Source organism: Flaviramulus sp. BrNp1-15 (assembly GCF_022259695.1).
Classification (GTDB): Bacteria; Bacteroidota; Bacteroidia; order Flavobacteriales; family Flavobacteriaceae; genus BrNp1-15.
Map to the genome: position 1 here is coordinate 2,087,423 of NZ_CP092099.1, position 25,047 is coordinate 2,112,469.

Annotated in this window: 24 protein-coding genes; 14 read left to right on the forward strand and 10 right to left on the reverse strand. The window is 31.1% G+C overall.

Annotated features, from left to right (window positions below):
* Positions 1-117 precede the first annotated feature (117 nt).
* The 3 genes from MBM09_RS09150 to MBM09_RS09160 all read right to left on the reverse strand — a co-directional run bounded on the left by MBM09_RS09150 (position 118) and on the right by MBM09_RS09160 (position 3,213).
* Complete coding sequence (locus tag MBM09_RS09150; RefSeq protein ID WP_238673400.1) at positions 118-837, reverse strand: hypothetical protein; 720 nt, start codon at positions 835-837, stop codon at positions 118-120.
* A gap of 76 nt (positions 838-913) precedes the next feature.
* Positions 914-2,620: a gamma-glutamyltransferase gene (ggt, locus tag MBM09_RS09155; protein ID WP_238673401.1), complete on the reverse strand. Its 1,707-nt coding sequence runs from the start codon at positions 2,618-2,620 to the stop codon at positions 914-916.
* Entirely contained in the window at positions 2,620-3,213 is a 594-nt protein-coding gene (locus tag MBM09_RS09160; RefSeq protein WP_238673402.1) for an ACP phosphodiesterase, read from the reverse strand. The genes ggt and MBM09_RS09160 overlap by 1 nt, the downstream gene beginning before the upstream one ends.
* A gap of 77 nt (positions 3,214-3,290) precedes the next feature.
* On the opposite strand from MBM09_RS09160, the gene glmM reads away from it, so the two are divergent.
* A complete protein-coding gene (gene glmM / locus MBM09_RS09165; protein ID WP_238673404.1) occupies positions 3,291-4,676 on the forward strand; it encodes a phosphoglucosamine mutase in 1,386 nt (461 codons plus the stop codon).
* Positions 4,677-4,710: 34 nt separating this feature from the next.
* On the opposite strand, the gene MBM09_RS09170 is transcribed toward glmM, so the two are convergent.
* Complete coding sequence (locus tag MBM09_RS09170) at positions 4,711-5,586, reverse strand: lysophospholipid acyltransferase family protein (RefSeq protein ID WP_238673405.1); 876 nt, start codon at positions 5,584-5,586, stop codon at positions 4,711-4,713.
* A gap of 62 nt (positions 5,587-5,648) precedes the next feature.
* On the opposite strand from MBM09_RS09170, the gene MBM09_RS09175 reads away from it, so the two are divergent.
* A complete protein-coding gene (locus MBM09_RS09175; RefSeq protein WP_238673406.1) occupies positions 5,649-6,299 on the forward strand; it encodes a rhomboid family intramembrane serine protease in 651 nt (216 codons plus the stop codon).
* Positions 6,300-6,369: 70 nt separating this feature from the next.
* Here the strand turns inward: MBM09_RS09175 and MBM09_RS09180 are convergent, their stop codons facing one another.
* Entirely contained in the window at positions 6,370-7,185 is an 816-nt protein-coding gene (locus MBM09_RS09180; RefSeq protein WP_238673407.1) for a hypothetical protein, read from the reverse strand.
* A 240-nt stretch (positions 7,186-7,425) separates the two neighbouring features.
* Between MBM09_RS09180 and lon the strand changes: the two genes are divergently transcribed.
* The 4 genes from lon (at position 7,426) to cmk (ending at position 12,217) form a co-directional block, all read left to right on the forward strand.
* A complete protein-coding gene (gene lon, locus MBM09_RS09185) occupies positions 7,426-9,876 on the forward strand; it encodes an endopeptidase La (RefSeq protein WP_238673408.1) in 2,451 nt (816 codons plus the stop codon).
* The gene (locus MBM09_RS09190) at positions 9,860-10,396 is read left to right on the forward strand and encodes a LysM peptidoglycan-binding domain-containing protein (RefSeq protein ID WP_238673410.1); all 537 of its coding nucleotides are present in this window, start codon (positions 9,860-9,862) and stop codon (positions 10,394-10,396) included. Before lon ends, MBM09_RS09190 begins: the two co-directional genes overlap by 17 nt.
* A gap of 75 nt (positions 10,397-10,471) precedes the next feature.
* On the forward strand, positions 10,472-11,491 hold the full coding sequence (gene porQ / locus MBM09_RS09195) for a type IX secretion system protein PorQ (RefSeq protein WP_238673411.1): 1,020 nt from the start codon (positions 10,472-10,474) through the stop codon (positions 11,489-11,491).
* 30 nt (positions 11,492-11,521) lie between these two features.
* Positions 11,522-12,217, forward strand: coding sequence for a (d)CMP kinase (gene cmk, locus MBM09_RS09200; protein ID WP_238673412.1), 696 nt, complete (start codon positions 11,522-11,524; stop codon positions 12,215-12,217).
* A 147-nt stretch (positions 12,218-12,364) separates the two neighbouring features.
* On the opposite strand, the gene MBM09_RS09205 is transcribed toward cmk, so the two are convergent.
* The gene (locus tag MBM09_RS09205; protein ID WP_238673414.1) at positions 12,365-12,745 is read right to left on the reverse strand and encodes a LysM peptidoglycan-binding domain-containing protein; all 381 of its coding nucleotides are present in this window, start codon (positions 12,743-12,745) and stop codon (positions 12,365-12,367) included.
* 294 nt (positions 12,746-13,039) lie between these two features.
* Between MBM09_RS09205 and rpsA the strand changes: the two genes are divergently transcribed.
* The 6 genes from rpsA (at position 13,040) to MBM09_RS09235 (ending at position 18,223) form a co-directional block, all read left to right on the forward strand.
* A complete protein-coding gene (rpsA, locus tag MBM09_RS09210) occupies positions 13,040-14,878 on the forward strand; it encodes a 30S ribosomal protein S1 (protein ID WP_238673415.1) in 1,839 nt (612 codons plus the stop codon).
* A 150-nt stretch (positions 14,879-15,028) separates the two neighbouring features.
* Positions 15,029-15,568 (forward strand): bifunctional pyr operon transcriptional regulator/uracil phosphoribosyltransferase PyrR, encoded by a 540-nt coding sequence (gene pyrR, locus MBM09_RS09215; protein ID WP_238673416.1) that lies wholly within the window; start codon positions 15,029-15,031, stop codon positions 15,566-15,568.
* Between the two features lie 9 nt (positions 15,569-15,577).
* Positions 15,578-16,507 carry an aspartate carbamoyltransferase catalytic subunit gene (locus tag MBM09_RS09220; RefSeq protein WP_238673417.1) on the forward strand — a complete coding sequence of 310 codons (930 nt, stop codon included), beginning with the start codon at positions 15,578-15,580 and terminating at the stop codon, positions 16,505-16,507.
* Between the two features lie 3 nt (positions 16,508-16,510).
* A complete protein-coding gene (locus tag MBM09_RS09225; RefSeq protein ID WP_238673418.1) occupies positions 16,511-16,843 on the forward strand; it encodes a ribonuclease Z in 333 nt (110 codons plus the stop codon).
* A gap of 1 nt (position 16,844) precedes the next feature.
* Complete coding sequence (locus MBM09_RS09230; protein WP_238673419.1) at positions 16,845-17,321, forward strand: DUF3291 domain-containing protein; 477 nt, start codon at positions 16,845-16,847, stop codon at positions 17,319-17,321.
* Entirely contained in the window at positions 17,318-18,223 is a 906-nt protein-coding gene (locus MBM09_RS09235) for a ribonuclease Z (RefSeq protein WP_238673420.1), read from the forward strand. The genes MBM09_RS09230 and MBM09_RS09235 overlap by 4 nt, the downstream gene beginning before the upstream one ends.
* Before the next feature lie 7 nt (positions 18,224-18,230).
* Here the strand turns inward: MBM09_RS09235 and MBM09_RS09240 are convergent, their stop codons facing one another.
* Entirely contained in the window at positions 18,231-18,665 is a 435-nt protein-coding gene (locus MBM09_RS09240; RefSeq protein ID WP_238673421.1) for a hypothetical protein, read from the reverse strand.
* A gap of 86 nt (positions 18,666-18,751) precedes the next feature.
* Between MBM09_RS09240 and pdxH the strand changes: the two genes are divergently transcribed.
* Positions 18,752-19,399, forward strand: a complete 648-nt coding sequence (pdxH, locus tag MBM09_RS09245; RefSeq protein WP_238673422.1) for a pyridoxamine 5'-phosphate oxidase — start codon at positions 18,752-18,754, stop codon at positions 19,397-19,399.
* Positions 19,400-19,566: 167 nt separating this feature from the next.
* Positions 19,567-20,064, forward strand: a complete 498-nt coding sequence (locus MBM09_RS09250) for a CAP domain-containing protein (protein ID WP_238673424.1) — start codon at positions 19,567-19,569, stop codon at positions 20,062-20,064.
* A 142-nt stretch (positions 20,065-20,206) separates the two neighbouring features.
* Here the strand turns inward: MBM09_RS09250 and MBM09_RS09255 are convergent, their stop codons facing one another.
* The 3 genes from MBM09_RS09255 to MBM09_RS09265 are packed head-to-tail and all read right to left on the reverse strand — an operon-like array spanning position 20,207 to position 25,036.
* Positions 20,207-22,144 (reverse strand): OmpA family protein, encoded by a 1,938-nt coding sequence (locus tag MBM09_RS09255; RefSeq protein ID WP_238673425.1) that lies wholly within the window; start codon positions 22,142-22,144, stop codon positions 20,207-20,209.
* Positions 22,145-22,169: 25 nt separating this feature from the next.
* A complete protein-coding gene (locus MBM09_RS09260) occupies positions 22,170-24,098 on the reverse strand; it encodes an OmpA family protein (RefSeq protein WP_238673427.1) in 1,929 nt (642 codons plus the stop codon).
* 11 nt (positions 24,099-24,109) lie between these two features.
* The gene (locus tag MBM09_RS09265; RefSeq protein ID WP_238673428.1) at positions 24,110-25,036 is read right to left on the reverse strand and encodes a type IX secretion system membrane protein PorP/SprF; all 927 of its coding nucleotides are present in this window, start codon (positions 25,034-25,036) and stop codon (positions 24,110-24,112) included.
* Between the last annotated feature and the right edge of the window lie 11 nt (positions 25,037-25,047).

Genomic DNA, 25,047 nt, shown 5'->3' on the forward strand with positions numbered 1-25,047 from the left:
AACATCATTTTTTTTGGGGCCTTTTTAAAATTTAAAATTTCTTGAAGTTTTTTTAGAATTAACAGAACTTTAACAATACAAATAAGTTGAAATTGATAACGTATATAAAATGGCTAATTATTTCATTCCTTTAACATCATCAATCTCTAAGCCTAATACCAAAAGTTTATGAAAAGTTGGTAATTGTGCGCCACTTTCTGTGGTTGTCCAATCGCTCCACGAGGCTTCTAAACCATCAATAGGTAAAATGGATGTCCACATTTTAAAGGCTATTGGTTTTCCATTATCGTCGAGTAACCATAAATAGGAATCTCCTGGTGTAGACCCGCCAGAAGTATAGGTAACTAATAATGCTTCTTTGTTGTCCTCTGTTTTAACTAATCTGCGTTCAACACCTTTATCAAAAACTTTGTAGGGTGCAACTAGCCAGAAAGAATCGTTATTGAAGTACTTCTCTGCTTTATCAATTAATGGTTGAGCAATATCACTTTCTGTTTTAAAACTATGCACAAAAGCTTTACTTTTAGATGGATTATTTAAGTCTAAAGTGACTTTGTATTCTTTCCAAAACACATCACAAATATTATTTGCTTTATCCCAGCTAAAGTGATGTCTTTTTTTAAAAGTCCATTCAATGTAATTGGTTTCTTTATAAGCTTCATAATCTAAAGCATCTAGCATTTTATAGGCTAAAGCATCCGCTTGTTCTCCTTGAATGCCAGTGGGTAAGTCTTCATTGTATTTAAGATGTAAAAAACCAAAGAATAATAAACTAGGTAGTGTTAGAAATATGATTATTCCTGTTACTATTTTAAATATTCTTTTTGGTTTTTTCATTATAAAAAGACCGATGCAAGTTATGGGTTAGGTGAGCTAAATTATTAAATACTATTGTTTTATAAAACGAAAACCTTTAAAAACCGACAGCAGTATCATCACCTCGACGATCTGCACCACCTTCGTACGATTTGTCATCCAAAACAAGTATTCCATCTACTTTGCCAATTATTGGCGAGTCTTTTTCATTTGTAGAATACCCTAAATTTTGCAGTTTTTTTATAATGTTTCTATCAAATGAATGTGGTTCCATCATAATTTCATCTGGTAACCACTGATGATGAAAACGTGGGGCATCAACAGCATCTTGCATGGTCATTTTAAACTCATGCACATTTAAAATGGTTTGTAAAACAGATGTTATTATAGTAGCGCCTCCTGGTGTACCAACAGACATAAATAATTCTCCATTTTTCTCAACTATAGTTGGAGTCATAGAACTTAACATTCGTTTTTCGGGAACAATACTATTAGCTTCTGCACCAATAAGACCAAACATATTGGGCTCTCCGGGTTTGCTACTAAAATCGTCCATTTCATTATTTAAAAAGAATCCGAGTTCAGAGCAATACAATTTTGAGCCATAAGCACCATTTAGCGTTGTAGTTGCAGATATGGAATTACCAAATTGGTCAATAATTGAATAATGTGTGGTCTCATCACTTTCAATAATTTTAACATTTCCGTGGGATACATCACTAGAAAGTGTGGCATTATCAAATGAAAAATCAGCCATACGTTCATTTAAATACGGCGTATTAATAAGGGTTGTAATTGGAATATATACAAAATCTGGGTCGCCTAAATAATAGCTACGGTCTGCATAGGCACGTCGTTCTGCTTCTGTAATAACTTGAATAGATTTTACCGAATTATGCCCATATTTATGAAGATCGTAAGGTTCAATCATCTTCATGATTTGAGCTAAACAAACCCCTCCGCTTGATGGTGGCGACATAGATATAATTTTTAAATCATCATAAGTAAATGTGATAGGTGTGCGCCATTTTGCTTTGTAATTGGCTAAATCTTCTTCTGTAACAATACCTCCATTATCCTGAATAAATTTAACAAGCTTTTTTGCCGTTTCACCTTTATAAAATTCATCTTTTCCATGTTTTAGAATATCTTCTAATGTTTTGGCTAATTCAGGGTATTTAATGGTGTCGTTTTCTTTCCAAATTTTTTCAAAAACAATAGAATCTTTATTCGCTTTTCTAAATAGAGGTTGATAATGTTTAATGCGTTCCTCTTGTTTTTCTGTAACAACAACACCTTTATAAGCTAATTCAATTACTGGAGTTAAAATGTCTTCAATATTAAGTGAGCCAAGTTTTTCATGCACTTCAAAAACACCTGCAATACTACCAGGAACTCCAACTGCCATAGCACCAAGTGTGCTTTTTTCTGGAATAATATCTCCATGTTCATCTAAATACATGTTTTTTGTTGCTGCCATAGGTGCTTTTTCTCTAAAATCAATAGCTCCAATATCACCATTAGCTTTTCTGTAAACCATAAAACCACCGCCACCCAAATTTCCAGCAAAAGGGTAGGCTACAGCAAGAGCTAATTGGGTTGCTACCATAGCATCAAAAGCATTACCACCTTTTTTAAGAATATCGCTACCAATTATAGAAGCTTCAACTCTCGCCGAAACAACCATAGCATTTTTGGTAATTAAACCAAGTTTTGGCGTTTTTTTTACTGGTGATTCTGTAGACTTTTTACACGATATAAATAGCAATAAAAAGCAAGTGATGTATAAAAAATGTTTAATCATTAATTGTTATTTAATTCTTTTAACTTTTCATGAGACGATGCAATCAATTCATCAAAGAAAATAGTAAACTCATTTTCAAATTCTGTATAAAATTCTTCTAATTCTTTTACAGCTTCATTCATGCTAGAACGGTATTTTGTGCGTTTGTTCATGCCATTTAAAACTTTAGAAATTCCATCAATGGTAGCATAACTTAACAACCAATTATCATTCACCATAAAAGGCATCATTTTTTGAATACGTGGTGGTAAAATATTATAATGTGTTTTTAACGAATGATAAAAATTGGTAATGTAATTGTCTAATGATATATCACTATATTTATTCCAGTTTTTTGCTAAAAAATGGTCGTAAAAAATATCTATAATAACACCAGAATAATGCCCGTATTTTTCATGAAGGCGCTTTGTGCTTTGTTTAAAGGTATCATGTGCATCGGTAAATGTGTCAATATGTCTGTGAAGTAAAATGCCAATTTGCATGTCTTTTACATACATTTTATAACGTTTTCCTTTAATGCCGTCTGCTATAAAATTACCTATAGTAACCAATTCGTTTTCGCCAGATAGATAAATATGCGCTAAGTAATTCATTTGGGAAATTTACGAATTCCGTTTTAAGAAAACCGATTTTGAAATACTATATTTGTGTTTTAATTTTAAAATAAAGTATGACACTTATAAAATCAATTTCGGGAATTAGAGGAACTATTGGCGGACCAGTAGGCGAAAATTTAACACCTATTGATGCTGTAAAATTTGCATCGGCTTATGGTGTTTGGTTAAAGCAGCAACGCGATAAAGAAAACTACAAAGTTGTAGTAGGTAGAGATGCTCGTATTTCTGGTAAGATGATGCAAAATTTAGTAATGAATACTTTAATTGGTTTAGGAATTGATGTAGTTGATGTAGGGCTTTCTACCACACCAACTGTTGAAGTTGCCACAACATTAGAGCATGCAGATGGTGGAATTATTTTAACCGCAAGTCATAACCCAAAACAATGGAACGCATTAAAGCTTTTAAATGCAAAAGGTGAATTTTTAGATGCTGTTGAAGGTGCTAAAATTTTAGAAATTGCTGAAATTCACACAATGAATTTTGCCGATGTTGATAGCCTTGGAAAAATTATAAAGAATAAAGCCTATATAGATTTACATATTATAGAGGTTTTAGATTTAGACCTTGTTAATGTAAAAGCTATTGAAGAAGCCCGTTTTAGAGTGGTGGTAGATGGCGTGAACTCTACAGGAGGTATTGCTATTCCGTTACTTTTAGAGCGTTTAGGTGTAGATGTAATTAAGTTGTATTGTGAACCTAATGGACATTTTCCACATAATCCAGAACCGCTTAAAGAACATTTAACCGATTTATCTGAAGCTGTTAAAAAACATAAAGCCGATTTTGGTATTGTTGTAGATCCAGATGTAGACCGTTTGGCTTTTATGGATGAAAACGGCGATATGTTTGGTGAAGAATATACTTTGGTAGCTTGCGCCGATTATGTCTTAGGTATAACACCAGGAAATACAGTAAGTAATATGAGCTCTACAAGAGCTTTACGAGATGTAACCGAAAAACATGGAGGTACTTACGAAGCCAGCGCAGTAGGAGAGGTGAATGTAGTTAAACTCATGAAAAAGAATAAAGTGGTTATTGGTGGCGAAGGTAATGGAGGTATTATTTATCCAGAAGCGCATTATGGACGTGATGCTTTAGTTGGTGTTGCATTATTTTTAAGTTTATTAGCAGACAAAAATATAAGTGTTAGCCAGCTTAGAAAAACATACCCAAATTACTTTATGAGTAAAAAGAAGATTGAATTAACACCAGATTTAGATGTTGATGGCATTTTAAAAGAAATGGAAAACCGTTACCAAAATGAGCAATTAACTACTATTGATGGTGTAAAGATAGACTTTGCAGAAAGTTGGGTGCACCTTCGTAAAAGTAATACAGAACCAATTATTAGAATTTACACCGAAGCAAAATCGCAAAAAGAGGCTGATGATTTAGCCGATAAATTTATTGCTGAGATTGGTGAGGTTGCAAAATAGCACAAAAAAAAAGAGGAGTAAATCTCCTCTTTTTTTATTTCTTATCCTTATGCTTCCAGCGTTTATGTGTCCACAAATAATATTCTGGCGCTTCATAAATTTGCGCTTCAACAAGCTTTAAAAATATATCGGTAATTTCGTAGTCTTTAAACTCTTTTGGGTTAACTGTAATGGTTTTAAAAGTAGTTTCATAGTAGCCTCGTTTAATTTTTTTTACTCCAAAAAACACAACTGCCATATCAAGTTTTTTTGCAAGCATTTCTGCACCCGTGTGTACAGGTACATTTATACCCATAAAGGTATTCCAATGGTAAGCTTTGTCTAGTTTAGGTGATTGATCAGATACAAATCCATTAACAGACAAAATGCCTTGTTTTTTCTGCTCTATTAAAGTTGGAATAATATCCTTTGTTGTAATTAAATAACTATTATATCTGGCTCTAATGCGTTTTGCCAGTTTATCAAAATGCCTATTTGCTAACTGTTTGTAAACTGCATTTCCTCTAGATTTTATATAGGTTTGTAGTATAAAAATCCATTCCCAACTGCCATAATGGGCACACATTAAAATAATGCTTTTGTTCTGGTTTTCTATGTCTTGAATAAGTTCAACATTAGTAAACTTAAAGCGTTTTTTCATTTCAGCTTTAGAAATAGTTAACGATTTTATCGCTTCAACCATCATATCACATAAATGATGATAAAATACTTTTGTAATGCGTTTTATTTCAGCATCAGACTTTTCAGGAAAAACAAGCTTTAAATTACTGGCTACTACTTTTTTTCTGTATCCAAAAATGCGATAGATAAGTATATAAAGAAAATCAGAAAATAGGTATAACAATCTAAAAGGTAACATAGAAATTATCCACAAAAACGGATAAAGAAGAATATAAATTAGAAATTGCATGAATTAATTTTAGATTTGTAGAAGCAAATATATATTAATTTGACTTTAAACGTTTACAACCTATGGGCAATTTAAGTGTAATAACCATTATTATAATCGCAGCAAACGTAATTATATCTTATAAAGGATTTAATGACTATAATTTTTTTGAAAAATATAAATTTCAAGTAGGCGGTGTACAACGTGGTGAGCAAATACGTTTGTTTAGTTCTGGGTTTTTACATGCAGATACACAGCATTTAATTTTTAATATGCTTACGCTTTACTTTTTTGCAGATGTGGTTATACAGCTATTAAGTCCGATACAATTTCTTATTGTGTATTTTGGGAGTTTACTATTAGGTAGTTTATTATCGCTTTATTTTCATAAAAACGAATATCATTATAGTGCTGTTGGTGCCAGTGGCGCAGTTATGGGTGTTTTGTATTCTGCAATACTATTACAACCGGGTATGAGTTTATATATGTTCTTCATACCTATACCAATTCCAGCTTATGTGTTTGGTATTGGCTACTTATTATACTCTATTTATGGTATGAAAAATAGAATAGGAAACATTGGTCATGATGCGCATTTTGGAGGTGCAATTGGTGGTTATATAATTACACTCATACTTTCTCCATGGCTGTTTGAAACTAATTTATTAATGATTGGGTTGTTAGCCATACCTATTGTAATATTATTTGCTTTAAGAAAAGCGGGGAAGATGTAAGATTTTAGGAAATAAAAAGGCTAATTCATTTTTTTGAATTAGCCTTTTTATTTGTAAATATATTTTGTTTTTACTCGTAGAAAAATTCTATGGTTGAAACATCTTCATATGATCCAAAACTACCATCATAAGTAGAAGTCCAAGTTGCTGAAACCGGATAACTGTTATCGTTATAGGTATATTCGTAAGTTTCATTATATTCATCAGAACCTTCAAAATCATTAGCATTTATAACATTATTAGTATTTCCAAAGATTAAAGCGCCAAATTCGTTCTCACTCAAAATATTTAATATTTCAATATTATGAATATTTTTGAATACACCATTTTTATCATCATATTCATATGAATAACTATCATGTGAGTCAACAATACTTTTTATATTGTCATTTTGCATGGTAATTATATAAGTATGCGAAAAATCTGTTTGAGATGTTGCATCACCTCTATAAATTGTTTGAGTGATAGTGTTATCAGTATTATATTCAAAAATATTTTTGGTAACAATACCACCTAATCCAGAAGGCTCTAAAAAATACTCTCTAAAATTAGAAAGACTACCATCAGTATTATATTCTAAAATAACATAAGCATTGAGTTCATTTTCAGCAAATTGGTCTTCTCTTACTAATTTTTCATCTTCATAAGTGAATATATTTTTCCAACCATCACCTTCATCATAAGTTATTAATTTATTTCCATCATAAGTAAATGTGGTTGTGTAAGTTTCTCCTTCATAAGTTTCAACAATTCGCTTTAATAAGATACCATCTGTAGGTTGCTCTGTTTCTTCTGGGGTTTCTTCATTTGGTGTATCTGTAGATTCGGTACTACACGCAAATAAAGTTAAGCAAAGGGTAATAAGTAAAAAGTAATTTAATTTCATTTTGGTTATGTTTATGGGATTTATAAAACTAAAATAGTATTATATTCTTACATAAGATAATATTTATTGATTAAATTAGATGAACTACATATCATAAATGGCATAGCTATTGAAATTATAGTAGTGTTGGATGTTTTTGTTTGATTTTAAATTATTGATATTCAGCAAATTATAATTTTAATAATTAAATCTAATAAATGATCGATTTTGTTTTAATGACAGATTGACCTAAATATATATATGAAGAAATCTAATTTTATTAGTCTTGACAGTTTGTCATTACAGGATTTTGACGAAAACTCAGAATTAATTCCTTTAATGACCCCAGAAGATGAGGAAGCCATAAATAATGAAAAACTGCCCGAAACTTTGCCTATTTTGTCATTACGAAATACGGTGCTATTTCCAGGAGTGGTAATTCCTATTACAGCTGGTAGAGATAAATCTATTAAACTGATAAACGACGCCAACAAAGGCGGAAAAGTTATTGGTGTTGTGGCTCAAAAAGATGAGTCGGTAGAGAATCCTACATCTAAAGAAATACATGAAACTGGTACTGTTGCCAGAATTTTACGTGTTTTAAAAATGCCAGATGGCAACGTTACGGTAATTATACAAGGAAAAAAACGATTTAAAGTTGCCGAAGTTCTTACAGAAGAACCTTATATGACGGCTACAATACGCGATATTCCTGAAGCGAAACCCGCTACAAAAAACCAAGAGTTTAAAGCTATTATTGATTCTATTAAAGAGTTGGCTCTAGAAATTATTAAGGAAAGTCCAAATATTCCAAGTGAAGCTTCTTTTGCCATAAAAAATATAGAAAGCAGCTCGTTTTTAGTGAATTTTGTGTCTTCAAACATGAATTTATCGGTAGCAGAAAAGCAATCGTTATTAGAGATTGACGACTTAAAGAAACGTGCTTTAGCAACGTTAAAGTTCATGAATGTTGAGTTTCAAAAATTAGAACTAAAGAATGACATTCAGTCTAAAGTTCAAATGGATATGAGCCAACAACAACGTGAGTATTTCTTGCATCAGCAAATGAAAACCATTCAAGAAGAACTGGGAGGCGTAAGTCACGATCAGGAAATTGATGAAATGAAAGCGCGTGCCAAAGACAAACTTTGGGATGAAGATGTGGCGAAGCATTTTGATAAAGAAATAGCAAAAATGCAACGTATGAACCCGCAAGTAGCAGAATATTCTATTCAGCGTAACTACTTAGAGTTGTTTTTAGATTTGCCTTGGAATGAGTTTAGTGAAGATAAATTCGACCTGAAACGTGCCATGAAAATCTTAGACAGAGATCATTTCGGGTTAGAAGATGTAAAACGAAGAATTATAGAATATTTAGCGGTATTAAAACTTCGCAACGATATGAAATCACCTATTTTGTGTTTATACGGGCCTCCGGGAGTTGGTAAAACTTCTTTAGGGAAATCTATCGCAGAAGCTTTAGGGCGTGAGTATGTTAGAATTTCGTTGGGTGGTTTACGTGATGAAGCAGAAATTCGCGGACATAGAAAAACATACATTGGCGCTATGCCAGGGCGTATTATTCAAAGTTTAAAAAAGGCAGGAACATCAAATCCAGTTTTTGTTCTAGATGAAATAGATAAACTTTCAAGTTCTCATCAAGGAGATCCATCTTCTGCAATGTTAGAGGTTTTAGATCCTGAGCAAAACAGCGAGTTTTATGATAACTTTTTAGAAATGGGCTACGACCTTTCTAAAGTTATGTTTGTTGCAACTTCTAATAGCTTATCAACTATTCAACCAGCGTTACTAGACCGTATGGAAATTATAAATGTAACGGGTTATACTATTGAAGAAAAAGTAGAAATTGCTAAACGTCATTTATTACCAAAGCAATTAAAAGAGCATGGTTTATCTGATAAAGATTTAAAAATACGAAAACCACAATTAGAGAAAATTGTTGAAGGTTATACAAGAGAATCTGGAGTTCGTGGTCTTGAAAAACAGATAGCAAAAATGGTGCGTTACGCTGCAAAAAATATTGCTATGGATGAAACCTATAACATTAAAATATCAAATGATGATATTATTGAAGTTTTAGGTGCTCCAAAATTAGAACGCGATAAATATGAAAATAACGAAGTAGCTGGAGTAGTTACAGGTTTAGCTTGGACACGAGTTGGTGGAGATATTTTGTTTATAGAGTCTATTCTTTCTAAAGGTAAAGGCGCTATGAATATTACCGGAAATCTTGGTAAAGTCATGAAAGAATCTGCTACCATTGCTATGGAATTCATTAAATCGAATGCTAAAGAATTTGGTATAGATCCTTCAATTTTTGATAAATATAACGTTCATATTCACGTGCCAGAAGGTGCAACTCCAAAAGATGGACCAAGTGCTGGTGTAACAATGTTAACATCGTTAGTATCATTATTCACACAACGCAAAGTGAAGAAAAGTTTGGCTATGACAGGTGAAATTACACTGCGTGGAAAAGTACTTCCTGTTGGAGGTATAAAAGAGAAGATTTTAGCAGCAAAACGTGCTAAAATAAAAGAAATCTTATTGTGTGAAGATAACAAGCGTGATATTGAAGAAATAAAACCAGAGTATTTAAAAGGTTTAAAGTTTCATTATGTTAAAGATATGAGAGAAGTTATAGAAATAGCCATAACAAATCAAAAAGTAAAGCATGCAAAAAAGTTATAAACTTCTGTTTTGTTTATTGGTTTTAGTATTAAGCAATGCCCTTGTTTTTGCACAACAGAAGCCAGTTTATAAAGAAGTACTTTTAAATGGTAAGCCTGCAAGATTAAATGTTGCAACTGGTGAATTTATAGTTTACGGAAAAAAAGGTTACGATACTATTAGATCAATGCAGGTTATTAACGAAGTCGAGTCAGAATCAGAAATAGCTTCAGATGTTCATATCGTTAAAAAAGGAGAAACTTTATTTACGCTTTCAAAAAAATATAATCTGCCTTTAGATGAATTGAAAAGAGTCAATAATTTAGAATCAAATTTAATTCATGTTGGTCAAAAAATAAGAGTTAAAAGTGTTGATGCTGTAGAGAATTCATCAAATACATCAACTATTTGGGTGGTTTCAAAAGGAGATACATTGTTTAGTATTTCCCAAAAAACAAATACATCTATCAGTCAAATAAAAGATCTAAATAACATAAAAGGCAACAGTATATTTGTTGGCCAAAAACTGCGTTTGAAGTAGAAATATAAAACAAACAAAAAATAAAAGATACATGCTATCGTTTTAAGATAGATTCATTTACTTTGTATTGTAAATATGCTGAGAAAAATTATCTTATTTTTTTGTTTGCTAATTTGTACTTCCTTCTATGCTCAGGTAGGAGGCGAGACCACTTATCAATTCTTAAATTTGGTATCCTCTCCAAGACAAGCTGCATTAGGAGGGAAGGTATTTACAAATGTAGATTACGATGTTACCCAAGGGCTTTTTAATCCAGCGACTATAAATGTTGATATGGATAATCAATTAGCTGTAAATTATACCAGTTATTTAGGTGGTATTAGTTATGGTACTGCATCTTATGCGTATACTGTAGATAGGCGTATCCAAACTTTTCATGCTGGCGTAACCTATGTGAATTATGGCTCTTTTGATGGTTATGATGAAGCAGGAAATTCCACAGGAACATTCTCAGGAAGCGAAACAGCACTTTCATTTGGTTACGCTAAACAAATAGGGTATTCCGATTTTTATTTAGGTGGGAATCTAAAATTAATCACCTCAAAATTAGAGCAATATAGCTCTTTGGGTGCTGCTGTAGATTTAGGTTTAATTTATATTAATGACTATTTAGATTTTAATGCTGCATTGGTTGTAAGGAATTTAGGTTCACAAATAACCACTTATGCTGGATTGAACGAACGTATTCCTTTTGAGGTAGCTTTTGGCATGTCTCAACGATTAGAAAATGTACCTATAAGATGGCACGTTACTTTAGAAAATTTACAAGAATGGCCAATTGCCAGACCAAATCCAACAAGAACAACAAGTGATTTGGGCGGAAATCAAACTAGTGAAAAAATAGGTTTTCTTGGTCAGGTAATAAGGCACACCATTTTAGGTGCAGAAATATTTCCAGAAGGCGGTTTCAATATTCGTTTGGGTTATAATTTTAGAAGAGGAGAAGAATTAAGAATTGTAGACCAGCGTAATTTTTCTGGACTTTCGGCAGGTATTTCTATTAAAATGAATAAAATGCGCTTTAGTTACACGCATGCTAAATATACAAGCGCAGCCAATTCAAACTTCTTTGGTTTGCAAATAGATTTACAATAAATACCTATTTTTGTTCATTCAAAATATTATATGAATAAAATCACCATAGCTATAGATGGATTTTCATCAACAGGTAAGAGCACTGTAGCAAAACAAATAGCAAAACATTTGGGCTACGTTTATGTAGATACAGGAGCAATGTATAGAGCGGTTACGTTTTATGCCATGCAAAACGGATTTATTAATCCTGATGATTTTAATGTAGAAGCTTTAGTTTATCACTTGCCACAGATTGAAATTAGTTTTAAGTTTAATGATGCGTTGGGATTTGCAGAAGTATACCTAAACGGAAAAAATATTGAAAAAGACATTAGAACACTTGAAGTTTCAAGTTTTGTGAGTAAAGTAGCAGCAATTTCTGAAGTGAGACATAAATTGGTTGAGCAGCAACAAAGAATGGGAAAAGACAAAGGAGTTGTTATGGATGGTAGGGATATTGGTACGGTAGTTTTTCCTGAAGCAGAACTTAAATTATTTATGACAGCATCAGCTGAAACTAGGGCAGAAAGGCGCTATCAAGAACTTATTGAAAGAGGAGATAAAGTGGATTATGAAGCTGTTTTAAACAATGTAAAAGAACGCGATCATATTGATTCTACCAGAAAAGATTCGCCTTTGGTAAAAGCTAAAGATGCTATAGACATAGATAACTCAAATATGACTTTAGATGAGCAATTCAATAAAATTTTACAGCTAGTTAACATGACTATTGAAGATTATGAATAATAATATTGTGTCATTGCGAGCGTAGTGAGGCAATCTGTTTAAATCTAATTTAAAAGATTACTTCGTCGTTACACTCCTCGTAATAACGATAAATAAAAAAGCGAATCTAAATGTAGATTCGCTTTTTTTATATTTTAAATATTCTATTTATTTCAAATTGGGAATAATCAATTCTTGGTCTGGATGAATAACATCAGGATTTTTTAAAATATCAGAATTCGCTTTAAAAATCTCTTCATATTTTAAGGCGTTACCATAATAATGCTTAGCAATTTTACCTAGAGTTTCACCACTTTTCACGGTATGTCTTGCATAAACACTATCATCTGCTACAGTAATATTTGCTTTAATATCAGTTGGGTTGTTACCACCAATTTCTTTTATTTTGTCCCAAAGTATGTTTTTTTCATATTGTGTTTTAGCGGTTCCTTTAATTTTTAGCACGCCATTATCTTCTTTCACATCACCATTTTGTATGTTTAGTGCTTCACCTAAATCTAGTACAGCTTGATATTTTGTCTTAATCATGATTTTTAAAATTTAAAATTATTTGTTGCCAACAATATAGCGAATTATTTTCTTACATTTTAGTAAAAATTATATCATATTTTTTCCTGATTTTTATTTCTAAATTATCATTTAAAACTTCTATTAATTTATTTGCTCATTTTTAGGTAATTATACCAATTATTATTATTTTTGCACTCCTTTTAGCAAATCGTTGGAAAGATAAAGGGAACAAAACAAAAATAAAAATAACACTTCTGTCTGTTATTTGCTTAAATCTTCCAAAGCATTCAGAATACAAATTTTAATCAGCACATGGCTGAAAAAGCAAAACAAGCTGAAATTGAAGCAACTGAAGCTTCAACAGTAGAAGCTCCAGTAGTATCTGAAGCTAAAGCAAACCCTGAAAAATTCTTAAAAGAGTTCAACTGGCACAATTACCAAGAAGGTATTGATGAAGTTGATGATAAACAACTTAAAGAATTTGAAAAATTAGTAGCAGAAAATTTCGTTGACACTTTAGATGATGAAGTTGTTGAAGGTACTGTAGTACACATTTCTGATAGAGATGCTATTATTGATATTAACGCAAAATCTGAAGGTGTAATTTCATTAAACGAATTTCGTTACAATCCAAACTTAAAAGTAGGAGATAAAGTAGAAGTATTAATTGATGTTCGTGAAGATGCAACAGGTCAATTAGTGTTATCTCACAGAAAAGCACGTGTAATTAAAGCATGGGATCGTGTTAATAAAGCACACGAAACTGGTGAAATAGTAAACGGTTTTGTAAAATGCAGAACTAAAGGTGGTATGATTGTAGATGTTTTTGGAATTGAAGCATTCTTACCAGGTTCTCAAATTGATGTTAAGCCAATTAGAGATTACGACCAGTATGTAAATAAAACTATGGAATTTAAAGTTGTGAAAATTAATCACGAATTTAAAAACGTAGTAGTTTCTCATAAAGCACTTATTGAGGCTGATATCGAGGAACAAAAGAAAGAAATCATTGGCCAATTAGAAAAAGGACAAGTATTAGAAGGTGTTGTTAAAAACATTACTTCTTACGGTGTATTTATCGATCTTGGTGGTGTAGATGGTTTAATCCACATTACAGATTTATCTTGGTCTAGAATCAATCATCCAAATGAGATTGTTGAGTTAGATCAAAAATTAAATGTTGTAATCCTTGATTTTGATGAAAACAAATCTAGAATCCAATTAGGATTAAAACAATTAAGCAAACACCCTTGGGAAGCTTTAGCTGATACTGTAAAAGTAGGAGATAAAGTAAAAGGTAAAGTAGTTGTAATTGCAGATTACGGTGCATTTATTGAAGTTGCTGATGGTGTTGAAGGTTTAATTCACGTTTCTGAAATGTCTTGGTCTACGCATTTACGTTCTGCTCAAGATTTCGTTTCTGTAGGAGATGAAGTTGAAGCTGTAATCTTAACTTTAGATAGAGAAGATCGTAAAATGTCTCTTGGTATCAAGCAATTAACTGCAGATCCATGGACAGATATTACAGGTAAATATCCACTAGGTTCTAAACACACAGGTGTTGTACGTAACTTTACAAACTTTGGTGTTTTTGTTGAATTAGAAGAAGGTATTGATGGATTAATTTACATCTCTGATTTATCTTGGACTAAGAAAATTAAACACCCATCTGAGTTTTGCGCAGTAGGAGATAAGTTAGATGTTATCGTATTAGAATTAGATGTAGAAGGACGTAAATTAAGTTTAGGTCACAAACAAACTACAGATAATCCTTGGGATAAATATGAAACAGATTTCGCTTTAGAAACTGTTCACACAGCAGAAATCTCTGAGATAGTTGACAAAGGAGCTACAGTAGAATTTAACGAAGATATCGTTGCATTTGTACCTTCTCGTCACCTTGAAAAAGAAGATGGAAACAAACTTAAAAAAGGAGAAACAGCTGAGTTTAAAATAATTGAATTTAACAAAGAGTTTAAACGTGTTGTAGCTTCTCATACTGCAGTATTTAAAGCAGAAGAGATTAAAAATGTAAAAGCAGCAGCTAAAAAAGCAGCTACCGCAGCAGCAGAGGCTAAACCAACTTTAGGTGATGCTAATGATGCTTTACAAGCTCTTAAAGATAAAATGGACGGAAAAAAAACTAAATAATAGTTTTTCCTAAATTTATAAATCTAAGCCTCACAGAAATGTGAGGCTTTTTTGTTTTATGAACTTTAAGTTAAATTAACTATTATCTTTTATGTTTCAACTTCTGAATTTTTGCATTACCTTTGTATTCCAAATACGTTTGGATAGTATATGAGTCAAAAAGTTTTACTTAACGCAAAAGAGGTAAACATCATTCTTCATCGATTGGCTTGTCAACTTATTGAAAAACATAACAACTTTTCTAATACTGTTTTAATAGGGCTTCAACCTCGTGGTGTATTTTTAGCTAATAGATTAACTAAAATATTAGAAGAAGATTACAAAGTTAAAAACATTCAATTAGGGTATTTAGATATCACTTTTTATAGAGATGATTTTCGCCGTGGTGAAAAAACACTTGAAGCTAATACAACAAAAATCAATTTTTTAGTAGAAGATAAGAATATAGTTTTTATTGACGATGTTTTATATACAGGAAGAAGTATAAGAGCTGCTTTAACAGCTATACAGTCTTTTGGAAGACCTAATGAAATTGAATTATTAACGCTAATAGATAGACGTTTTAGCAGACATTTACCAATTCAACCAGATTATAGAGGCAGGCAAGTAGATGTTATAAATAATGAAAAAGTAAAAGTAAACTGGAAAGAGCATGATAATGAAGATTCGGTTTATTTAATTGAAAAATAATTTAAAACAATGAGCGAGTTAAGTGTCAATCACTTATTAGGAATCAAGTATCTTAATAAACAAGATATCCAACTTATTTTTGAAACTGCCGATCATTTTAAAGAAGTGATTAACAGACCCATTAAAAAAGTGCCTTCGCTTAGAGATATTACCATTGCAAACCTCTTTTTTGAAAATTCTACGAGAACAAAATTATCATTTGAACTTGCAGAGAAACGTTTATCTGCCGATGTTATAAACTTTTCATCAGCACAATCTTCAGTAAAAAAAGGAGAAACTTTAATAGATACGGTAAACAATATCTTGTCTATGAAAGTAGATATGGTAGTTATGCGTCATCCAAATCCTGGGGCTGGAGTGTTTTTATCAAAACATGTAAATGCGAGTATTGTTAATGCAGGTGATGGAGCTCATGAACACCCTACGCAGGCTTTATTAGATTCTTATTCAATTAGAGAAAAACTAGGTGATGTAAAAGGTAAAAAGGTAGTTATTGTTGGAGATATTTTACATAGCCGTGTTGCACTTTCAAATATCTTTGCACTTCAACTTCAAGGTGCTCAAGTTATGGTATGCGGTCCAAAAACGTTATTGCCCAAATATATTGATAAACTTGGAGTAAAGGTTGAAACAAATATACGTAAAGCATTAAATTGGTGTGATGTAGCTAACATGCTTCGTGTGCAAAACGAGCGTATGGATATAAGTTATTTCCCATCAACAAGAGAATATACACAACAGTTTGGAGTTAATAAAGAATTACTCGATTCTCTAGATAAAGAAATTACAATAATGCACCCAGGGCCAATTAATAGAGGTGTAGAAATTACCAGTGATGTTGCAGATTCTAAACAATCTATTATTTTGGATCAAGTTCAAAATGGAGTTGCTATTAGAATGGCTGTAATATATTTATTAGCGTCAAAAATAAAACAGTAGATTATGATTTTAGACCAAGATGGAAATATATCTATAATCACCCAAGAGAAAGCTACGGTTATAGAATTAGTAAAAAAGCTACAGACATTATATCCAAAATTTAAAAACAATAATATTGTTGTTGCTTTAACGTCATTAAACAAATTAGGATTAAATGATATTATTGAGTTTTTAGAGTTGTCTAACACTCATAGAGCAACAAAACATTCGTTTGTAATAGTATCTAGCAACATTGATTTAGATATTGTTCCAGATGAAATTATTGTAGTACCAACACTTAAAGAAGCTTACGATATTATTGAAATGGAAGAAATGGAGCGCGATTTAGGATTTTAATATGGGTAAATTTTATTTAGCACAAGTAAACATAGCTAAAAGTTTAGCGCCAATGGACGATCCCATAATGGAGGATTTTGTAAACAATCTGGATAGAATAAATGCTATTGCAGATTCGAGCAAAGGTTTTATCTGGCGATTGAAAGACGAAGATAAAGATGAAGCAGCACGTATTTTTAAAGATGATTCTTTAATAATAAATATGTCTGTTTGGACAGATTTATCTTCACTTTTTAATTTTACATACAATTCCAATCATGTTGAAATTTTTAAACGAAAAAAGGAATGGTTCAGTAAAATTAAAATGAAATATATGGCATTTTGGTATGTACCAGAAGGTTACGAACCTACTTTTCAAGATGCAAAAAACCGTTTAGATTATTTGAACACTTATGGAGAGACACCGTTTGCTTTTACTTTTAAAAGTAAGTTTACAGCAATGGATTCAATAAATTATAAACCTCAAATTAAAATATGAGGCTTTCCATTTTAGGCTGTTATAGTGCCACACCAAGAACTTTAAACAATACAACTTCTCAGGTATTAGAAATTAATAACCACATGTTTTTAATAGATTGTGGAGAAGGAACTCAAGTGCAGTTACGCAAGCATAAAATTAAGTTTAGTAGAATTAAACATATTTTTATTTCACATTTGCATGGAGATCATTTTTTTGGTTTAGTTGGCTTGATTTCTACTTTTAGGTTGCTTACTCGCGAAACCGATTTACATATTTATGGCCCAAAAGGAATAAAGGAAATTATTACGCTTCAAATGAAATTAGCTGATTCCTGGACCAATTATAATTTAATTTTTCACGAATTAACTTCTAATAAATCAGAATTAGTTTTTGAAGATGATAGAGTAGAGGTTTATACCATTCCTTTAAATCATAGAATTTACACAAACGGCTTTTTGTTTAAAGAAAAAGAAGGCGAACGTAAATTAAATGTTCTAGCTGCAGAAAGAGCCAATATTAATGTCGCTTATTTTAGAAAACTAAAACAAGGTTTTGATGTTATTAATGAAGATGGTGTAACTATTAAAAACGAAACGGTTACAAAAGCTGGAAACAAACCTAAAAGTTATGCGTTTTGTAGTGATACTATGTATAAAGAAGACATTGTACCTATTATAAAAAATGCAGATGTATTGTATCATGAGTCTACTTTTTTAGATAAACATGCGCATTTAGCAGTAAAAACAAAGCACTCTACAGCAAAAGAGGCAGCTAGAATAGCGAAACAATCAAATGTCGGCAAACTATTGCTTGGGCATTATTCAACGCGTTACGATGGTTTAAATGCATTTAAGGAAGAAGCACAAACTGTTTTTGCAAATGTCGAGCTTAGTGAAGACGGTAAGGTATTTGAGTTTTAATTAAACTTTATTTTAATTTAGATACCTGAGAATTTTTGAACTCTTTTAAGTTTGAAATCCATTCAATTGCTTCGTCTAAAGAAGCACATCTTTTAATGCTTTTTTTGTAGAATCGTTTTTCAAGAGTTGCATTCATAAATGTCATTTCATTATAAGTGACTATGGCACCTGCAATTATAACATTATACTCAATATCTACTTGATTCCATGTATGTGGATCTAAAGAATAGGAATTAACTCTATTTGAAATATAACCAAGTTTCATATCTTTCTTGTACAAGGTTATTATTTCGTCCATTACATCTTTAATCATATTCCAATCAAAATGAATACCTTCATTTATCTCAGAAATAAAAAAAGTATCTAATAAATAAAAATTACCAAAAGGTCTTTCGATTTTTAAATATTGTAATGCAGAATATCTTGAATCTTCAAACTTCATATTAATTAATTTAGGGCACGCGAATTTAAGAAGTTTATATTTATATTTTGCATAAAGGAAAATAAATTTTTGTTATTTTGTATTGTATGGAAAAGGATTTAAGTAACTATAGAAAGTCTTACGAAAAAGGAGAATTACTTCTAAAGAATGTACCTGAAAACCCAATGGAGTTATTTCAAAAATGGTTTTATGAAGTTGATAATCATTTTTTTGAAGATGAAACCAATGCTATGACAATTTCTACTTTAGGATTAGATGGTTACCCTAAGAATAGGATAGTTTTACTTAAAAAATACACCTACGAAGGTTTTATATTTTACACAAATTATAATAGTGAAAAGGGTAGAGCTATTGAAGTAAATCCAAATGTTTGTTTGTCCTTTTTTTGGCATGGAGCAGAAAGACAAATTATAATTAAGGGTAAAGCTGAAAAGATTGCAGAGAATTTAAGTGATGGTTATTTTGAATCTAGACCTCGTGGAAGTCAATTAGGGGCTTTAGCATCTAATCAAAGTGAAGTTATTGAAAACAGACAGTATATTGAAGATAAGCTCCTAAAATTAGAAAAGGATTTTGAAGGCAAGGAAATACCAAGACCATCTAATTGGGGTGGTTATATAGTAAAACCTGTGCAAATTGAGTTTTGGCAAGGTCGTCCTAATAGATTACATGACAGAATCAAGTATGAACTTCAGGATGATTTTAACTGGAAAATAAATCGATTATCTCCATAAAATCAACGACGAAATACATATAAAACACTAAAATCATTGCGTTTCAACGATTAAAAACATTTAATATCGATGAAATACATGTTTTTAATCGATTTTAACATTTCATTAACAATAATTTCAGAATTAGGCTATTAAATTTAGGTACCAAACCTAGATTTACTTAACCTATGAAGTTATTTTCCAAGTTGTTTTTAATAGTATTTTTTGCTGTTTTAACACTTTCTTCTTGTTCATCAGAGAATCTCGATGATAAAGCAGATACCATAGAATTAAAGCTTATTACACCTCAAGCTAAAGCGATTGAAGTTGAAATATTAGATTTAATCAACGACCATAGATTATCTTTAGGTTTAAACCCATTATCAGATATGAGCATTGTTAAATCTGTTGCTTTTAGCCATACAGATTATATGGTGGATCATGATGAAGTATCTCATGCAAACTTTTATACACGTAGTAAATACTTAAAAGAAAATGCTGGAGCTAAAGAGGTAACTGAAAATGTTGCTTACGGTTATAGTTCTGCACAAGGTGTTGTAAATGCTTGGTTAAAAAGTGATTCACATAAGGAAAACTTAGAAGGTGATTTTACAAACTTTGATATATCTGCTGAAAAAAATGAAGATGGTAGATGGTATTATACTAATATATTTATTAAAAAGTAATAACTTACTATCATAACACATTACTTCTTATTGGAGTTTTCAAAATGTTTACTATTCAGAAACCTTTAACAAATAATAAATTATATAAAAAAACCACTAAGAGGAATTTCTCTTAGTGGTTTAATTATTTTATAAATTAAATTTATTTCATTCTTATAACACTAAACTGTGTTCGCCTATTTAACTGATGTTCTGCTTCAGTACATCTAATAGTTCCATCACAATTATTTATTAGTTTTTGTTCACCATAACCTTTGTATTCTATAATTCTATTAGGGTTTACACCATGGTTTATTAAATAATTGTAAGCAACTTTAGCTCTTTTTTCAGATAATTTATAATTGTAAGAAGATGGTCCTCTAGAATCTGTATGTGACTCTATTTTAACAACCATATTTGGATATTTAATTTGCATTAAATCAACAATTCTATCTAATTCTGTTGTACCGTCTTTTCTTATGTTAGATTTATTAAAATCAAAATAAATAGGGTAGAGTTCAGCTATAGGAATTATTTCCTCTTTTTCTTCTAATTTTTCTTCTGGTGTTATTGCAAAATCAGAAGGAATACTTGTAATATGTCTTTCTATATTTTTTGAAGAAATAGAAGAGCTACTTTCGATATAAGTTTCTTTTTTTACTTTCAAATTATAGTCTGCATTTCTGTCAATATTAATATCATACTGACCATTTTCGTTGGTTTCAACAAAAGCAATTTCTTTACCATCACTATCTAAAAGCGTAACTAAGGCATTAGGAATAGGTGAGTTGTTTATAGCTTCGGTTACTGTACCTTCTATTTTTAATTGCGGAATTCTATCATAGGCAAAAATATCGTCGCTACCAACCCCACCGTTTCTATTGGAAGCAAAATAGCCCGAAAGTCCATCTGGATTCATAAAAAAAGAAAAATCATCTTTACTTGAATTTACAGGCACTCCTAGATTTATGACACTTGTAATATTATTGTTTTTATCGGAAACTGTTCCAAAAATATCTAATAGACCTAATCCTGGATGTCCATCGGAAGCAAAAAAGAGAGAACCTTCACTATTTATAAAAGGAAATCTTTCGTTTTTATTTGTATTTACTACATTACCTAAGTTTTTAGGTGTTCCAAAAGAACCATCTTTATTAATGTCTACATAATAAATATCAGAACCTCCATAACCTCCATATTTATTTGAGGCAAAATAAAGTTTAGTTTCATCTTCATTTAATGCTGGATGTGCATTAGAAAATTCGTTGTTATTAAAAGGAAGCTCTTCAATATTTGTCCATTTACCTTCAATTAATGAGGCTTTATATATTTTAAGATTAGTTATACCTTCTTTATCTTTTCCTAAAACATTTTTATTAAAATTGGTTCGTGAGAAATAAATGGTTTTACCATTCTTAGTAATAGTAAAAGATCCCTCATGATAAACAGAATTTATATTCCCTTTTAATTTAGAACGGTAATCTACAATACTATCATTATTACTTTTAATAGTTGAATATATATCTAAAAAAGGCTCATTATTCCATCCGTAAGTATGTTTTTTTAAAGCCCTTTCATCTCTAGACGAAACAAAATATATACTTCCATTATGCTCGTAGGCTCCAAAATCACTAAATTTTGAATTGAAATTAATATTGGTTAAAAAGTATTGTTGTTTGGCGTTGAAAATTGAGTTGATAAAATCTGAATCTTTACCAAGTTTTTTTTCATTAATTGAACCGCCTGCATCTTTAAATCGTTTCATCCAAATACGATACGCTTCATAGTCTTTTATACCTCTTAATGCTTGTGCATAATTATAATAATATTCAACAGGAACATTTTTTTGTTGTACTGCCTTTTTATAATATACTACTGCGCTATCTGGATTTCGCATAAATGCATAACTATCTGCCAACTGCCTTGTAGCATAATCTGCATTAAAGTTTTCATCTATAAGCTCATGATAAACTTTTGCAGCATTGGCAAACGCAAACTTATTAAATAGGTTATCTGCTTTTTTTTGATAGGTGTATTGCGCTTTGGCAGAAAAACCAAAAAGCAATACAATAGTAGCTATAATGTAGTTTTTTAATTTCATGGGGCTTTTAATTAAAAATCTTATTCTATTCCATTTTTACCACAATAAATTGGGTACGCCTGTTTAATTGATGTTGTTCTTCCTCACATTTTGCACCATCTTCACAACCGTTTGTTAATCTTCGTTCACCAAAACCTTGATGTTCAGTAATTCTATCAGGATTAACACCTTTTGATATTAAATACTCATAAGTAGCATTGGCTCTATCGATAGATAATTTATCATTATAAGAAAGAGTTCCTCTTGAGTCTGTATGCGATTCAATCCGTATTACCATATCTGGGTAATCGTTTTGCATAAGGTTTACAATCTTATCTAGTTCTAGAGCTGCATCTTTTCTAATGGTGTGTTTGTTGAAATCGAAATAAATGGTATTTAAATCTAATTCTGCCAGTTTTACAACACTAGGTTTCGGGTTTATAAGTAGGTTGGCACTAATGGTAATAAGTTCTGTTTGAATATTTTTTGATGTAAATGTTCGGTAATCATCAATATATTTATCTTGACTAGCAACAATTTTATAATCTTGATTTCTATCAATATTTATTTGATAATATCCATTTTCATCTGTTTCCATGTATGCAATTTGTTGCCCTTTATCATCATACAACGTAATTTTTGCATTTGGAACTGGATTTGTGTTTATAGCATCTACAACAACACCTTCAACATGAAGTACAGGTTCTCTATGAAATGCATATATATCATCACTACCACGACCACCACGTCTATTTGATGCAAAATAACCTGTAATACCATCAGGATTCATTGAAAATGAAAAATCATCTGCATTAGAATTTACTGGAGTACCTAAATTTATAACATCAACAATGCTATTTTCATCTTCTTCACCTTTAATTGTTGCAAAAATATCTAACAAGCCTAAACCAGTATGACCATCAGATGAAAAGAATAAAACGCCTTCGTTATTGATGAAAGGAAAACCTTCTGCACTTTCTGTATTTACTACATCTCCAATATTTTGTATGTCCATTAAGGTTCCATCAGGATAAATGTTAACCACCCAAATATCTGAACCTCCTTTTGTACCAGGTCTATCAGAAGCGAAGTATAGTTTTGTATCATCAATATTTAATGCTGGATGCTGAGTAGAAAATCCATCTCCGTTAATAGGTAAATCCTCAATATTAGTCCATTCACCATCTACTAATGTAGCACGGTAAATTTTCATATTAGTTAAACCTTTTCTATCTTTAATTTCAACATCTTTATTAAAATTATTTCTTGAGAAATACATAGTTTTACCATCTTTTGTTATGGTAACAGGACCGTCATGATAAATGGAATTTACATCTCCCTTAACTTTATTATTAAAGTCTACATTTTTTTTTGAGTCAGCATCAGTTACATAGACATCTAAAAAGGGTTGTTCGTTCCAGCCATATACTCGTTTTATACCTACACCTTCGTCTCGAGATGAAGCAAAATAGACTTTACCATCATATTGAAAAGCTCCAAAATCACTGTATTTTGAATTAAATCGAACTCTGTCTAAGAAATATTGTTGTTTTGCACCAAAAACACTTGTTATAAAGTTTACATCTTTTGAAAAATCATTAGCATTAACTACACCGCCAGAATCTTTATAGCGTTTAAGCCAAATTTGAGATTCTTCGTATTTTTTCATACCACGAAGTGATTGCGCATATTTATAATAATATTCTACAGGAACATTATCTTGCTTAACAACACTTTTATAATACCTAGTTGCATTTCTTGGATCTCTTAGAAAAGCATAACAATCAGCAAGTTTACGTGTTGCATAATCTTTGTTATAATTTTTTGCAATAAGATCTTTGTAAACTTCTGCAGCTTTTACAAAAGAAAATTTATTGAATAATGTATCTGCTCTTTTTTGTTTCCCTTGTTGAGAAAATACTGTAATGCTTAACATTAATGTGAGACAAACTAATATGTATTTTTTATTTTTCATTGAAAATTATATTAGAAATATCTTGGTGATTTTAATTTAGAACTTAAGAATTTAAACTCATAAATAAGCAATATCTCATGTGTCCCAGTTGTATAATCTGCAATTTCCGAAATTGGTTTTTCGTAAGCATAACCAATACGTAATTGTCTTGATATTTGAAAATCTACAATACCACCAATTGCTGCGGTTTGTTCATTAATTCTATAAGAACCTCCTAACCAAAATTTTTCATTGAATAAGAAATTTGCAGTAAGGTCATATGAGACAGGAGCACCATTAGTTGCTTTTATTAATCCAGCAGGTTTAAACTTAATGCTTTTGCTTAAGTCTATTACACCACCTAAAGTGAAATAGTAACTAATACGTTCTAAAGCTTCAAAATCACTATTGTTACTGGTATCGTTGTTTAAAATTCTAGGTGTAGATAATCCTGCATAAATTCTATCTGTACTCCAATAGATACCCGCACCTAAATTAGGTGTCCATCGGTCTTCTGTACCATAAATTAATTGATCGTTTTGATTATCAGGGTCTAATCTAAAGTCAGTATCAAAACTAAATTGAGTGAATCCTGCTTTTAAACCAAAGGCTAACTTACCATTTGTTCCTGTAGGAATAGCATATGAAAAATCACCATATACATAAGTGAAATTCTGCGGACCTAAATCATCTTCAATAAAAGATAACCCTAAACCTATTCTATCATTTCTAAGAGGCGTATGAATAGAAAGCGTTTGTGTAATTGGTCCACCTTTAAAACCTACCCATTGGCTTCTGTGTAATCCAACAATGCTTAATGCTTCTCTGCTTCCCGCATATGCTGGGTTTACTGAGATTGTATTATACATGTATTGTGTGAATTGCGGCAATTGTTGCGCAAATCCCAGCGTACAGCAAAATAATGCAATAGCGATTATATTATTTTTTATAAACTTCATAGGTTAAGTTA

Excerpts from the sequence above, each read along its gene's own strand:
- MBM09_RS09150 (WP_238673400.1), bottom strand. The coding sequence starts at position 837 with ATGAAAAAACCAAAAAGAATATTTAAAATAGTAACAGGAATAATCATA.
- ggt (WP_238673401.1), bottom strand. The coding sequence starts at position 2,620 with ATGATTAAACATTTTTTATACATCACTTGCTTTTTATTGCTATTTATA.
- MBM09_RS09160 (WP_238673402.1), bottom strand. The coding sequence starts at position 3,213 with ATGAATTACTTAGCGCATATTTATCTATCTGGCGAAAACGAATTGGTT.
- glmM (WP_238673404.1), top strand. The coding sequence starts at position 3,291 with ATGACACTTATAAAATCAATTTCGGGAATTAGAGGAACTATTGGCGGA.
- MBM09_RS09170 (WP_238673405.1), bottom strand. The coding sequence starts at position 5,586 with ATGCAATTTCTAATTTATATTCTTCTTTATCCGTTTTTGTGGATAATT.
- MBM09_RS09175 (WP_238673406.1), top strand. The coding sequence starts at position 5,649 with ATGGGCAATTTAAGTGTAATAACCATTATTATAATCGCAGCAAACGTA.
- MBM09_RS09180 (WP_238673407.1), bottom strand. The coding sequence starts at position 7,185 with ATGAAATTAAATTACTTTTTACTTATTACCCTTTGCTTAACTTTATTT.
- lon (WP_238673408.1), top strand. The coding sequence starts at position 7,426 with ATGAAGAAATCTAATTTTATTAGTCTTGACAGTTTGTCATTACAGGAT.
- MBM09_RS09190 (WP_238673410.1), top strand. The coding sequence starts at position 9,860 with ATGCAAAAAAGTTATAAACTTCTGTTTTGTTTATTGGTTTTAGTATTA.
- porQ (WP_238673411.1), top strand. The coding sequence starts at position 10,472 with ATGCTGAGAAAAATTATCTTATTTTTTTGTTTGCTAATTTGTACTTCC.
- cmk (WP_238673412.1), top strand. The coding sequence starts at position 11,522 with ATGAATAAAATCACCATAGCTATAGATGGATTTTCATCAACAGGTAAG.
- MBM09_RS09205 (WP_238673414.1), bottom strand. The coding sequence starts at position 12,745 with ATGATTAAGACAAAATATCAAGCTGTACTAGATTTAGGTGAAGCACTA.
- rpsA (WP_238673415.1), top strand. The coding sequence starts at position 13,040 with ATGGCTGAAAAAGCAAAACAAGCTGAAATTGAAGCAACTGAAGCTTCA.
- pyrR (WP_238673416.1), top strand. The coding sequence starts at position 15,029 with ATGAGTCAAAAAGTTTTACTTAACGCAAAAGAGGTAAACATCATTCTT.
- MBM09_RS09220 (WP_238673417.1), top strand. The coding sequence starts at position 15,578 with ATGAGCGAGTTAAGTGTCAATCACTTATTAGGAATCAAGTATCTTAAT.
- MBM09_RS09225 (WP_238673418.1), top strand. The coding sequence starts at position 16,511 with ATGATTTTAGACCAAGATGGAAATATATCTATAATCACCCAAGAGAAA.
- MBM09_RS09230 (WP_238673419.1), top strand. The coding sequence starts at position 16,845 with ATGGGTAAATTTTATTTAGCACAAGTAAACATAGCTAAAAGTTTAGCG.
- MBM09_RS09235 (WP_238673420.1), top strand. The coding sequence starts at position 17,318 with ATGAGGCTTTCCATTTTAGGCTGTTATAGTGCCACACCAAGAACTTTA.
- MBM09_RS09240 (WP_238673421.1), bottom strand. The coding sequence starts at position 18,665 with ATGAAGTTTGAAGATTCAAGATATTCTGCATTACAATATTTAAAAATC.
- pdxH (WP_238673422.1), top strand. The coding sequence starts at position 18,752 with ATGGAAAAGGATTTAAGTAACTATAGAAAGTCTTACGAAAAAGGAGAA.
- MBM09_RS09250 (WP_238673424.1), top strand. The coding sequence starts at position 19,567 with ATGAAGTTATTTTCCAAGTTGTTTTTAATAGTATTTTTTGCTGTTTTA.
- MBM09_RS09255 (WP_238673425.1), bottom strand. The coding sequence starts at position 22,144 with ATGAAATTAAAAAACTACATTATAGCTACTATTGTATTGCTTTTTGGT.
- MBM09_RS09260 (WP_238673427.1), bottom strand. The coding sequence starts at position 24,098 with ATGAAAAATAAAAAATACATATTAGTTTGTCTCACATTAATGTTAAGC.
- MBM09_RS09265 (WP_238673428.1), bottom strand. The coding sequence starts at position 25,036 with ATGAAGTTTATAAAAAATAATATAATCGCTATTGCATTATTTTGCTGT.